Annotated in this window: 10 protein-coding genes; 5 read left to right on the forward strand and 5 right to left on the reverse strand. The window is 75.6% G+C overall.

Annotated features, from left to right (window positions below; all coding sequences use genetic code 11):
• Positions 1 to 58 precede the first annotated feature (58 nt).
• Positions 59 to 643: a hydrolase gene (locus tag ABZ854_RS22175; protein ID WP_361213552.1), complete on the forward strand. Its 585-nt coding sequence runs from the start codon at positions 59 to 61 to the stop codon at positions 641 to 643.
• 76 nt (positions 644 to 719) lie between these two features.
• Here ABZ854_RS22175 and ABZ854_RS22180 read toward each other — a convergent pair whose 3' ends face one another.
• The 4 genes from ABZ854_RS22180 to ABZ854_RS22195 form a co-directional block, all read right to left on the reverse strand.
• Positions 720 to 893, reverse strand: coding sequence for a hypothetical protein (locus tag ABZ854_RS22180; RefSeq protein ID WP_361213555.1), 174 nt, complete (start codon positions 891 to 893; stop codon positions 720 to 722).
• A 136-nt stretch (positions 894 to 1,029) separates the two neighbouring features.
• Entirely contained in the window at positions 1,030 to 1,398 is a 369-nt protein-coding gene (locus ABZ854_RS22185; protein WP_361213558.1) for a DUF6479 family protein, read from the reverse strand.
• A gap of 73 nt (positions 1,399 to 1,471) precedes the next feature.
• Positions 1,472 to 1,738 carry a hypothetical protein gene (locus ABZ854_RS22190; RefSeq protein WP_361213561.1) on the reverse strand — a complete coding sequence of 89 codons (267 nt, stop codon included), beginning with the start codon at positions 1,736 to 1,738 and terminating at the stop codon, positions 1,472 to 1,474.
• 322 nt (positions 1,739 to 2,060) lie between these two features.
• Positions 2,061 to 4,508 carry a SpoIIE family protein phosphatase gene (locus ABZ854_RS22195; RefSeq protein WP_361213564.1) on the reverse strand — a complete coding sequence of 816 codons (2,448 nt, stop codon included), beginning with the start codon at positions 4,506 to 4,508 and terminating at the stop codon, positions 2,061 to 2,063.
• Positions 4,509 to 4,748: 240 nt separating this feature from the next.
• On the opposite strand from ABZ854_RS22195, the gene lanKC reads away from it, so the two are divergent.
• The 4 genes from lanKC to ABZ854_RS22215 all read left to right on the forward strand — a co-directional run bounded on the left by lanKC (position 4,749) and on the right by ABZ854_RS22215 (position 11,759).
• On the forward strand, positions 4,749 to 7,361 hold the full coding sequence (gene lanKC, locus ABZ854_RS22200) for a class III lanthionine synthetase LanKC (RefSeq protein WP_361213567.1): 2,613 nt from the start codon (positions 4,749 to 4,751) through the stop codon (positions 7,359 to 7,361).
• A 48-nt stretch (positions 7,362 to 7,409) separates the two neighbouring features.
• On the forward strand, positions 7,410 to 7,526 hold the full coding sequence (locus ABZ854_RS22205; protein ID WP_129305182.1) for a SapB/AmfS family lanthipeptide: 117 nt from the start codon (positions 7,410 to 7,412) through the stop codon (positions 7,524 to 7,526).
• A gap of 440 nt (positions 7,527 to 7,966) precedes the next feature.
• Positions 7,967 to 9,613, forward strand: a complete 1,647-nt coding sequence (locus ABZ854_RS22210; protein ID WP_361213570.1) for an ABC transporter ATP-binding protein — start codon at positions 7,967 to 7,969, stop codon at positions 9,611 to 9,613.
• Between the two features lie 79 nt (positions 9,614 to 9,692).
• Positions 9,693 to 11,759 (forward strand): ATP-binding cassette domain-containing protein, encoded by a 2,067-nt coding sequence (locus tag ABZ854_RS22215; protein WP_361213767.1) that lies wholly within the window; start codon positions 9,693 to 9,695, stop codon positions 11,757 to 11,759.
• On the opposite strand, the gene ABZ854_RS22220 is transcribed toward ABZ854_RS22215, so the two are convergent.
• On the reverse strand, positions 11,760 to 12,368 hold the full coding sequence (locus tag ABZ854_RS22220) for a response regulator transcription factor (RefSeq protein ID WP_361213573.1): 609 nt from the start codon (positions 12,366 to 12,368) through the stop codon (positions 11,760 to 11,762). It abuts the gene before it with no gap.
• Positions 12,369 to 12,613: the final 245 nt, after the last annotated feature.

Consider the following 12,613-nt stretch of genomic DNA (forward strand, 5'->3'; position numbering starts at 1 on the left):
CGCTTCCTCCCGGACCGGCACCCGGTCCGTTCACCCCCTCGAAAGGCCTGAACGACATATGTCCGTCAGCACCCTCGACCCGCGTACCGCGCTTGTCGTGATCGACCTCCAGCAGGGCATCGTCGGCATGCCCACGCAGCCGCACGCCGCCTCGGACGTGGTGGCCCGCACGGCCGAACTCGCCGCCGCGTTCCGCGCCCGGAACCTGCCCGTGGTCCTGGTGCGGGTCTCCTTCGCCGCCGACGGCTCGGACGCGCTGCCCGGCCGCACCGAGCGCCAGGGACCGGCGCGCGCCTTCCCCGAGGGCTGGGACTTCGTCGTGGACGAGCTGTCCGGGCACCCCGGGGACATCCTGGTCACCAAGCGCAACTGGGGCGCCTTCCACGGCACCGGCCTCGACGTGCAGCTCCGCCGCCGGGGCGTCACCCAGATCGTGCTGACCGGCATCTCCACCAGCATCGGCGTGGAGTCCACCGCCCGCGCCGCCTACGAGCACGGCTACCACGTCACCGTCGCGACCGACGCCGTCACCGACTCCGACCCGGTCTCGCACGCCCACGCCGTCGAGCGGATCTTCCCGCGGCTCGGCGAGTCCGGCAGCACCGCGGAGATCCTCGAACTCCTGGCCAAGACACACGCCTGAGCAGCTGACGGCCCCTGTCCCGTGGCACACGTTCGGGTGTGCCACGGGACAGGGTCCGTCAGCGGGTCGTGCCGCTTCAGTCCTCGCCCCGCACGATGTTGCCGTCCCGGTCCGTGCAGCCGTCCGGCGACGCGGCGCGCTCGGCGATGGCGGGGAGGCAGGTGCGCGGGCCCTTGTCGCGCCGGTGCGCCTTGGACCAGCCGGTCTCGGGATGCGGAACTGCCGATTTCTCAGTGGTGTGCGCGGTCACGGCCCTTCAACTTCCTTCTGCCTGAGGGGGCGGCCCGCCGATCCCGCGGGATCCGGGGGCGGCCCGTGCGCGGTGTGTGCCGAACGGGTCCCCGCGCGCCGGGGGCGCAAACCCGGGCAGCGGCCCGTGCGCCGGCTCAGGTACGGCCGCTGCCGCCGCTGCCGAAGGAGCCGCTGGAGCCGGGGGACCACCGGCGGCGCCGCTGGTCGTCGGCGCGCCTGCTGCCGGCCGCGTTCAGCTCGTGCGGGGTGAGCCGTTCGCTCTCGTCGGCGGCCCGTGGCACCGCGTCGGGCTCGCGGACCTCGCTGGTCTCGTGCACCGGCCCGGAGGCCGGCGGCCGGGGCTGCTCGTGCGGCCGGGGCGGCGAGGGTTCCCGGTCGCGCACCTTCATGCCCAGGCGGACGGCCCACACCAGGGCGACGACGACGGCGACACCGGCGATCAGGATGAGCACGTAGCCGAACACCTGACCACCCGTGGCTGCTGCATACATGGCACTGTCCATGGCCGTCGGGTACCCGGCGGTCCGCACCGGATGCCTGCGGTCACCCCGATGCCGGTCAGGGCTCGCACCCCGTTCAGTCCTGGTCGGCCGCCGCGCGTTCCACCTCGGCCTCCACTTCGTGGCGGGGGCGGCTTGTGTCCCTGGCGTACTCGCTCACGGCGGTCTGCACGTCACGGGCCAGGTCCCGCCAGGCGCGCAAGGCCGTCTCGTAGGTGCCCGACTGGGCGCCGATCCGCTGCTCCGCCGGCGGGCCGTAGGTGTCACGCAGGTCGTCGACCGTGCGGTGGGCCGCCTCGGCCGCGCGCTGCTTCTGCACCAGTTCCTCGAAGGTGTGTGCCACGCCCACCGACCCTAGGCACGAGGGGCACGCACACTCCTCCGACCTGCCGCGCCCACGCTCCGGCGCACCCGAGTGGCGGTCAGCCGCGGGGCACCGGACCGGCGGCTCAGCGTCAGAGGCGTGGGTGGAGAGGGCCGGTCACCGGCAGAAAGCCGGGCCGGGAAGGCCGGTCACCGACAGGAAACAGGGCCGAGAGCCGTCGCCTCAGAGAGCCGGGCGTGACGGCCCGTCGCCGCCGAAGGAGCCGCCGCGGGCCGCCCCGTCGGCCGCCCGGCGCCCAACCAGCCCGGCGACCGTCACCTCCACAGCGCCGCGCCCCCCGTCAGCCGTCCGGCACCAGGTCCGCCCAGACCTGTTTGCCGCCGCTGACCGGGACGGTGCCCCAGGCCGCCGACATGGCCTCCACCAGGAGGATGCCGCGCCCGCCGGTGGCCTCCCAACCGATGCTGGTGGGCTTGACCGGGCTGCGGGGCGAGGAGTCGGCGACGGCGAGCCGCAGCCGGTGGTTGACCAGGCTCAGGTCGAGCCGGACCGGGCCCTCGGTGTGCACGAGGGCGTTGGTGACCAGTTCGGAGACGACCAGCAGGGCCGCGTCGACACAGTCCCGGGCCACGCCCCAGGTGCGCAGGGTGCGGCGGGTGAAGCGGCGGGCGTGCCGTACCGCCTCCGGGACCCGCCACACGGTCCAGCTCTCGCGCAGCGGCCGTACGGCCATGCCGTCGTAGCGCATGAGCAGCAGGGCGACGTCGTCCTCGCGGTGGGCTCCGGTGAGCAGCGCGTCGGCGACCAGGCCGAGGTGACCGGGATCGGCGCGGGCCAGCTCGCGGGCGAGGCGGTCGAGGCCCACGTTGATGTCGGTGTCCGCGGACTCCACGAGACCGTCCGTGGTCAGCGCGAGGACCGTGCCGGGCCGCAGCCTGAGCGGGGTCATCGGGAACTCGGCCTGGCCGACCACGCCGAGCGGCGGGCCGCCCTCCGCGTGCGCGATCTCGGTGGTGCCGTCCGGCTGGCGCAGCACCGGCGGCACGTGCCCGGCGCGGACGCACCAGGCGGTGCCCTCCTCCATGTCGACGTCGACATAGGCGCAGGTGGCGAAGAGGTCGGTCTCCATGTCCAGCAGCAGCCGGTTGGCGTGCGCGACGACCACGTCGGGGGCGTGGCCCTCGGCGGCGTAGGCGCGCAGCGCGGTGCGCATCTGGCCCATCAGGGTGGCGGCGCCCGCGTTGTGGCCCTGGACGTCGCCGATGACGAAGGCGACGTGGTTGTCGTTCAGCGGGATGACGTCGTACCAGTCGCCGCCGACCTCCAGCCCGGCGGTGGTGGGCAGGTACCGGGCGACGGCGACCGCGCCGGGCAGCCGGGGCAGCCGGCGCGGCAGCAGGGTGCGCTGGAGCATGCCGACGAGTTCGTGTTCGGCGTCGAAGGCGTGGGCGCGCAGCAGGGCCTGGCCGGCCAGGCCGGCGCAGGCGGTGAGCAGGGCGCGCTCGTCGGGGGCGAAGTCGTGCGGGCTGTCCCAGCCGATGAGGCAGGCGCCGGCCATGCGGCCGCCGGCGGGCAGCGGCAGCACGGCGAGACCGCCGGGGCCGACCTCGGCGAGGGCGGGTTCGAGGGGGCTGTCGGCGGGCCAGATCCGGGCGCGGCCCTCCCGCAGGGCGGCGGCCAGGGTGGGCATGGCGCGCACCGGCGCGTCGGGCCACTCGGTGCGCCACTCGCTGCGCCACAGCTCGGGCCAGGACTCGGGGGTCGGCGGGTCCAGGACGGTGACGACGAGGCGGTCGTTCTCCAGTTCGGCGAGCGCGATCCGGTCGGCCTGCAGGGGCTTGCGCAGGGCGGCCACGACGGCCTTGCCGACGTCCTTGACGGTGCCGGCGGTGGCGAGGGCGGCGGCGAGGCGCTGCACCCGGGCCACGTCGGTGACGTCGGAGCGCAAGGTGGTGGCGTCCGCGACGGTGCCGACGAGCCGGGCCGGCCGGCCCTCGCCGCCGGGCAGCAGCCGGCCGCGCAGCCGCAGCCAGGCGGGCGGCCCGGCGGGCTGCAGGACGCGGAACTCCAGCTCGCGGTCGCCGATGGACATGTGGTCGGCCTCGACGACCGACATCAGGGCGGGCAGGTCCTCGGGCACGGTCAGGGCGAGCAGGGTCTCCACCCGGCCGTCGAACGCCTCCCGGCCGATGCCGAAGAGCCGCAGGATCGTGTCGCCGACCTCGACCCGGCCGGTGTCCATGGCCAGGCTGAAGGCGTCGGCGGCCAGTTCGCCGGTGTCGGCGGCCGCGCCCGCCGGTACGGGCACGGCGACGGCGCCGGCGATCAGCTCCAGGCAGACGCGGTCGTCGGTGCCGAAGCCGCCGGGCTCCTCGCTGACGGCGACCAGGCAGCCCGCGCCGGCCGCGCCGAGCGGCAGGACGGCCAAGCTGAACTCCGGCGACGGGGTCCGCCGGGCCTCGGGGCAGTCGGCGAGCTCCTCGGGGCCCAGCCAGAGCGGGCGCCCGCCGCGGTGGGCCGCCGCGACCGGGGAGCGTCCGCCGCCCGGGTAGCCGTCGCGCAGTCCGTACAGGGTGCGGGGCAGGCCTGCCGACTCGACCAGGCACAGCGTCGCGGGGTCGTCGCCGGGCGAGTACACCCCGGCGAACGCCGCGCCGGCGAAGACCAGCGCCTGTTCGAGGACGCGGCGCAGCCGGTCGGGCGACGGGGGCGACGAGGTGAGCGTGGCGAGGGCACTTTCGGCACGCTCCGTCCTCGTTCTGCGCACCGCAGCGCCCTCACTGGCCACGTCGCCATTACAGCGCTTCTGGGCCGCCCGCGCAGCCCCTGTGGACCGTCCCCGTGGGTGGTTGCCGCCGGGCGCGCCTCGAAACGTGCGGGGCAGGCCTCGAAAGATGTCGAACACATCTTTACGCGTGCGTTCCGCACGGGGATCTCGTGACAGCCGTGACTGTCCGCGTCCCCCCGGTGCCTGAAAGTGTCAGGTCCGGGCCACGGAGAGGGAGCCGGGCCCCGGAGAGGGAGGCGCATGGACAAGCGGTACGAGGTGTACGCGCTGGCCGACGGGCAGTTCTACGACACGCCCGACCGGCTCTCGGCGGCCGGACAGGAGCCCCCCGCACCCTTCGCGACGGCGACCCGCGCGGTCCCCGACGGCTGGCACACCGGGCGCACCGGCGACTGGCTGACGCTGACCCCGCTCGGCGCGGACGGCACACCGCTCCCGGGGCCCGAACAGGGCTGGAAGGTCCACGCGTCGGCGACGGCGGCGAACGCGGACCGGATCGCCGGGATCGTGTGGGACTACTGCGTGCCGCGCCGCATCCCCTTCAAGTTCGTGCCGGCCCCGCACCTGCTGCACCTGAGGAACGCCAAGTACGCCGGCCGGGACACCAGCGGCAAGTTCGTCACCGTCTACCCGGCGGACGAGGAACAGCTGCACCAGGTCCTGCGTGAACTCGGTGGGCTGCTGGAGGGCTTCGCGGGGCCGTACGTCCTCACCGACCTGCGCTGGGCCGAGGGCCCGCTCTACGTCCGCTACGGCGCCTTCGCGCGCCGCTACGTCGTCGACGAGCGCGGCTCTCTGGTCCTCGCGGTGCGCGACGGCGACGGCCGCCTGGTCCCGGACCGGCGGACACCGACCTTCCAGGTGCCCGACTGGGTGACGCTGCCGGAGTTCCTGCGCCCGCATCTGGAGGCGCGCAACACGACGACGGTGGGCGACCTGCCGTACCGCATCGAGAAGGCGCTGCACTTCTCCAACGGCGGTGGGGTCTACGTCGGTACGGACACCCGGGACGGGCGGCGGGTGGTGCTGAAGGAGGGGCGGCCGCACGCGGGGCTCGCCGCCGACGGCGCCGACGCGGTGGCCCGGCTGGAACGGGAGAAGACGGCGCTGGAGCGGGCCGCCGGGACGGGCGTCGTACCGGAGGTGCGCGACTGGTTCGCGCTGGGCGACCACCGGTTCCTGGTGATGGAGCACCTGGAGGGCCGCACGCTCAACTCCTTCTTCGCCGAACGGCACCCGCTGCTCACCCCGGACCCGGACCCGGCGCGCGTCGCCGCGTACACCGCCTGGGCGCTGCGGATCCACGGGGCGGTGGAGCGGGCGGTGGAGGCGATCCACGACCGCGGTCTGGTCTTCAACGACCTGCACGTCTTCAACATCATGGTCGGCCCCGACGAGGAGTCGGTGCACCTCATCGACTTCGAGGCGGCCGCACCGGTCGAGGAGAACGGCCGTCAGACCGTCGCGCACCCCGGCTTCTTCGCGCCGCCGGACCGGCGGGGCAAGGACGTCGACCAGTACGCGCTGGCCTGCCTCCGGCTGGCCCTGTTCCTGCCGGTCACCACGCTGTTCGTGGTCGACCGCGGCAAGGCCGCCCACCTGGCGGACGTGATCGCCGAGCAGTTCCCGGACGTGCCGCGCGCCTTCCTCGACGAGGCGGTCGCCGAGATCACCCGGGACGCCTCGGGGAACCGGGGCCGCAGCAGGCCGGCCCCGCCGGTGGTGCCGGGCGACTGGCCGTACAGCCGGGACTCGATGGTCAAGGCGATCCTCGCCTCGGCCACCCCGGAACGCGACGACCGGCTCTTCCCCGGCGACATCGCCCAGTTCTCCGACGGCGGCGGTCTCGGCCTCGCGCACGGCGCCGCCGGTGTGCTGTACGCCCTGGAGGTCTGCGGCGCCGCCCGCTACGACGAGGGCGAACGCTGGCTGCTGGACCACACCGCGCCGCCCCCGCCCGGCACCCCGCTCGGCCTGTACGACGGACTCGCGGGCGTCGCCCTGGTCCTCGACCGGCTCGGGCACCGGCAGCGCGCCCTGGACCTGGCCGACGGCATCCTGCGGGAGAACTGGCAGCGCCTGTCCCCCGACCTGCACGGCGGCCTGGCCGGCCTCGGCCTGGTCCTCGGGCACCTGGCGGACACGACCGGCGAGCCGGCCTTGCGCGAACGGGCCGCCGAGGCCGCCGAGATCGTCGTACGGCACCTCGCCGAACCGGTGCCGGACACGCCCCGGCGGCGGGCCGGACTGCTGCGGGGCGCGAGCGGGCCGGCGCTGTTCCTGCTGCGCCAGTACGAGCGGACCGGGCAGGCGCGTCTGCTCGCGTCCGCGGCCGAGGCGCTCCGCCGTGACCTTGCCGTCTGTGTCGTCCAGAAGGCGGGCGGCGGCCTCGAAGTGGACGAGGGATGGCGGACGCTGCCCTACCTCGGCGACGGCAGTGCCGGCATCGGGCTGGTCCTCGACGACCTCGTCGCCCACGCGCCCGACCTCGCCGGGGAGTTCGAGCGGGCCAGCGAGGGCATCGTCACCGCCGCCTCCTCCCGCTTCTACGCCCAGCCAGGACTCTTCCAGGGCCGCGCCGGACTGATCCTGCACCTCGCCCGCACCACCACGCCGGGCACGGCACGGGAACGGCTGGACCGTCAGGTGTCGGGGCTGGGCTGGCTCGCGATGGCGTACCAGGGCCAACTGGCCTTCCCCGGGCACCAGATGATGCGGCTCTCCATGGACCTCGCCACCGGAACGGCCGGCTGCCTGCTGGCGCTCGCGTCGGCCCTCGACGGCGACCGCGCCGCGCACCTGCCCTTCCTCCCGCCGCCACCGGCGGCCCACACACGCGGCTCCGCGCACTGACGGAGTCGTGACCCAACCCCCGTCCCCATCAAAGGAAAGGACACGATCATGGCACTTCTCGACCTGCAGGCACTGGAGTCCGACGAGCACAACGGAGGCGGCGGCGCCAGCACCGTGAGCCTGCTGTCCTGCGTCTCGGCGGCGAGCGTCCTGCTCTGCCTCTGACGGCAGACCGGCACACGGCTCCGGGCTCCTCTCCCCACGGGGGAGGGGCCGCCCGGAGCCTCACCGCACGTCTCCGACGCGGGAGCCGATCCGTTCGGCGTGCCGCCTTTCGGTTCGCGACCGGGCGCCCACGAACTGGCCGCCTGAAGTCTTCCCGGGCCCGTACGCGCATCCCCGGAACCGCCGCCAACGACGGCGTCCCCTACCGGCGTTACCGAAAAGGCTTGACGCGTTCAGCAACGGTTTGGCCCGCGCCGGCAACCGACCGTCGAACCGTCCGACCCCGACGTGAGGCCACGCAGCCGATGACCACCCGTCTCGATGGCGCCCCTTCACCCGACACGTGCCCGGCACCCGCCGGTGCCGTGGCTCCGTCCGGGAGCGGTCTGCCGCGTGCGCTGCTCCGGTACGGCGCGGGGCGCTGCGTCGCGCTGGGTGCCATGAGCATGGGCGCCACGGCTGTCGGGCTGCTGCTGCCGGCCGTGCTGGGCCGGACCCTGGACCGGCTGCTCGCCCAGGCGCCGGCGACCCGCTGGGTGGCCTGCTGCGCGGCCCTGGTGCTGCTGCTCGCGGTCCTGGAGGCAGGCGCGGACGTGGTGTCCGGCACGCTCGACGCGCGGGCCACCGGCTGGCTGCGCCGCCGGGTCACCGGGCACGTCCTCGCGGTGGGCCCGCGCGCGGGGGCCCAATTCGGCGCCGGGGACCTCGTCGCGCGGCTGGTGGGCAACGCCGCTCAGGCGGGAACGGCGCCGGGTGCGCTGGCCGCGCTGCTCGCGGCACTCGCCGGCCCGGTCGGGGGCGTGGTCGCGCTCGGTCTCCTCGACCCGTGGCTGGTGCTCGTGTTCCTCGCCGGCGCGCCAGTGTTGGCGCTGCTGCTGCGTGCGTTCGCCCGGGACACGACGGCGTGCGTCGCCGAGTACCAGCGGGAGCAGGGCAGGATCGCCGCCGCTCTCGCGGAGGCGGTCGGCGGCCACCGTACGATCCGGGCGGCCGGCGTCGAGGACCGTGAGACGGCCCGGGTGCTGGCCCCGCTGCCCGCGCTCTCGCGCGCCGGGCACCGGATGTGGCAGGTGCAGGGGCGGGCCGCGGCGCAGGCCGTGACCGTGGCGCCGCTGCTGAACCTGGGGGTCGTCGCCGTGGCCGGGCTGCTTCTCGCCCGGCACCGGCTGTCGGTGGGCGACGTGCTGGCCGCTTCCCGGTACGCGGTCCTCGCGAGCGGCTTCGGCGTGTTGGTCGGGCAACTCGCCGCGCTCAGCCGGTCCCGCGCCGCGACCGGCAGGCTCGCCGAGGTGCTCGCCGAACCCGCCCCCGCCCACGGCGTCCGGCGTCTGCCGCCCGGCCCCGGGCGCCTCGAACTGCGCGGTGTGTCGGCTCTCCGGGGCGGCCGCACCGTCCTGGACGGCGTGGATCTCACCGTGCCCGGCGGCAGCACGCTCGCCGTGGTCGGCCGCTCCGGCGCCGGCAAGTCGCTGCTCGCCGAGCTGGCCGGCCGGCTGGCCGACCCGGACACCGGCGAGGTGCTCCTGGACGGGGTCCCGCTGCGCGACCTCGCCCACGACGAGCTGCGGCGCGCGGTCGCCTACGCCTTCGAACGCCCGGCTCTGCTGGGGGAGACCATCGAGGACACGCTCCGCCTCGGCCTCGCCGAGCCCGAGCCGGCCGCGATCCGGGCCGCCGCCCGCCGGGCCCACGCCGACGCGTTCATCCGCCGCCTCCCCCACGGCTACGCGACGCGCTGCGCCGACGCGCCCCACTCCGGCGGCGAGTCGCAGCGCCTTGGCCTCGCCCGCGCCTTCGCGCACGGCGGCCGCCTGCTGATCCTGGACGACGCCCTGTCCAGCCTGGACACGGTCACCGAGCACCACATCACCGACTCCCTCCTGTCGTCCGCCCCGTCCCCCACCCGCCTGCTGATGGCGCACCGCGTGACGACGGCCGCCCGTGCCGACCGGGTCGCCTGGCTGGCGGACGGCCGCGTACGGGCGGTGGGCACGCACACGGAGCTGTGGCGGGACGCGGAATACCGGGCGGTGTTCGGGGGCCTCACGACAGGCCCCGGCCGCCCGGACGAGAAGCCGGACGGCTGACCGTGCGGGGCGCCAGGGAGGCGGCGGTGCCGGGGAAGAGGGACGTGGACGGGAAGCGGTGGGTGCGCGGGTGAGGGAGCTGTGGGTACGGGGCGTACGGTTCCAGCGCGGACGCTGGGGGGTGGTCGCGCGGCTGGGCGGCTGGTCGGTGCTGGAGGCGGCGCAGACCTTCGTCACCGGCTACGCGCCGGCGCGGGCGCTGGACGCCGGGTTCCTGGCCGGGAACGCGTGGCTCGGGCTGCTGTGGCTGGCGGGTGCGGGACTCGCCGTCTGCGCGGGGGCGTACGGGACGGGGCGGGTGTACGGCGTCGTCGCCGCGCTGGTCGAACCCGCGCGGGACCGGTTGGTCGAGCGGGTGGTGGCGCGCGGGGTGCGCGAGGCGGACAGCGGGGCGCTGTCCCGGCTCACCCAGCAGGTGGAGATCGCGCGGGACACTCTGGCCGGTCTCGTGATGCTCTCCCGCTCCTTCCTGTTCACCGCGGCGGGCGCGCTGATCGGCCTGTTCTCGCTGGCGCCGCTGCTGCTGGTCGTCGTCGTACCCCCTGTCCTGGCCGGTCTCGTCCTCTTCGCGGCGACCCTGCGCCCCCTGGCCCGGCGTCAGGAGCGGTTCCTCGTGGCCGACGAGGCGCTGGCCGAGGAGCTGGGCGCGGTGGGGCCGGGGTTGCGGGACATCACGGCGGCCGGCGCGCAGGAGTGGGCCGCGGCGGGTACGGGCCGGCGGATCGAGGCGGAGGTGCGGGCCGCGCGGGCGCTGGCCCGCTGGAGCGTGGCCCGGGTGGCGGCGCTGGCCGTGGGCGGCCAGCTGCCCGTGGTCCTGCTGCTCGCGGCGGCGCCCTGGCTGCTGCGCCACGACGTCACTCCGGGCGCCCTGGTCGGCGCGCTCGCCTACGTCACCCAGTCCCTGCTCCCCGCCCTGCAGAACCTCGTCCACGGCCTGGGCACGAGCGGCTCACGCCTGACGGTGATCCTGCGTCGGCTGACCTCGCCTGCGGGGCGCTCCGCTTCGGACGCGATCCGCCGTCGTCGGCCTGCGGCGCCGTCTGGGCCGGTCGCGCAGTCCCCCGCGCCCCTTCAGGGCGCTGCCCTCCCCGGGGCGGCCGACGCCGAGCCTTCCACCACCGACGACACGAACCGCCGCCGTCCGCCCGCAGCGGCGTCGGGGCCCGGCGCGCAGTTCCCCGCGCCCCTTCAGGGCGCTGCCCTCCCCGGGGCGGACGCCCCCTGCGCCACGGACGACACGAACCGCCCTCGTTCGGCCGCAGCGGCGTCGGGGCCGGTCGCGCCGTTCCCCGCGCCCCTTTGGGGCGCTGCCGTGCCCGGGGTGGCCGACGGGGAGCGGTCCGCCGCGGGTGACACTGACCGGCGCCGTTCGGCTGCGGCAGGGGTGGGGTTGCCCGTGGCTCTTTGGGGTGAGGGTGTTCCCGCGTTGGAGCTCTTCGCCGTCACCTTCGCCTATGGGGCGGCCAGTGCGCCCGTGCTTGACGGGCTTGAGCTGGTTGTCCCGCAGGGTGGGCATCTCGCTGTCGTGGGGCCGAGTGGGGTCGGGAAGTCGACGCTCACGGGTCTCGTCGCCGGGCTGCTGCACGCGCGGGAAGGGACGATCCGGGTGTTCGGGGAGCCTGTACCGGGGGCGGAGGCGGAGGGGGCGCGGGTGCTCATCCCGCAGGAGGCGTATGTGCACGGTGGCACGCTTGCCGAGAACCTCGGCCTGTTCCGGGCGGATCCGGTGCCCGAGGCTGAACTGCTGGCCGCCGTTGAGGCCGTCGGGCTCGGCCCGCTCATGGCCTCGCTGGGCGGCCCCGGCGCCCGGGTGGACCCGGCGGCGCTGTCCGCCGGTGAGCGCCAACTGATCGCGCTGACGAGGGCGTACCTCTCCCCCGCGCCGCTGGCGCTGCTCGACGAGGCGACCTGCCACCTCGACCCCGAGGCGGAGGAGCGCGCCGAGCGGGCGTTCGCCGCGCGCCCGGGCGGCACCCTGGTCGTGGTCGCGCACCGGATCAGTTCGGCCCGCCGCGCCGCGCGCGTCCTCGTGCTGGACGGACCGCGCACCGCCTACGGCACGCACGACGAACTGCTGCGGACCTCGGCCCTGTACCGGGACCTGGTCGGCGGCTGGACGGCGGCGCCGGCCGCCCCCACCCGGTGATCACACCCAGCCCTCGCCCCGCGAGATGCGGATCGCGTCGACGCGGTTGCGCGCACCGGTCTTGCGGGTGATCGCCGCCATGTAGTTGCGCACGGTGCCGTGGGACAGGTGCAGGCTCCCGGCGATCTCCGCGATCGACGCCCCCTGCGCCGCCAGCGACAGCACGCTCAGCTCGCGGCGGGTCAGCGGCATCTGCGCGGCCTTGAGGAAGCCGAAGCCCAGCGAGGGGTCGACGAAACGTTCCCCCTCTGCGACCCGCCGGATCGCGCGCACCAGCCGGTCGGGCGATCCGGCCTTGTCGACGAAGCCCAGCGCGCCCGCCTCGGCCGCCCGCTTCAGCAGCCCGGGCCGGCTCGCTCCCGCGAGCACCACGAGGGCGGGCGGTCTCCCCCCGGTGCCGGGCGGGCACAGGTCGGACAGCGGCGGCGCGCCGTGCCCGTCACCGCATTCCAGGTCGGCCGCGCACACGTCCGGGCATAAGGACCGTACCCGCGCGGACGCGGCACGCCATGGCGTGTCGGCGACGTCGAGGCCCGGTTCCGCCCGCAGCCAGTCGGCCAGGACCGATCGCACCAGACACGCGTCGTGCACCAGTAGAACCCGGATCACTGCCCGCCCCCTCGAACTCGCCGTATCCACCTGTGCGTGCCACACGCACCGTGTCCGTACTCCGTATTCGTACTCACGTGCCCGCGCCCGGGCGTGTCCCGCCGTACTCGGACCCCTGATGGTGAGCGCGTGCCCCATTGTTAGCGGCCGTCACCGTCCGCGTGCGCGGAGAACCGGCCATCACGATGCGCGGGGGCGCACGCAGGGCGTCCGTACGCCACCGCGCGCTTCCACTGTGGGGGCAT

Source organism: Streptomyces sp. NPDC047028, assembly GCF_040644095.1.
In the GTDB taxonomy this organism is placed as follows: domain Bacteria; phylum Actinomycetota; class Actinomycetes; order Streptomycetales; family Streptomycetaceae; genus Streptomyces.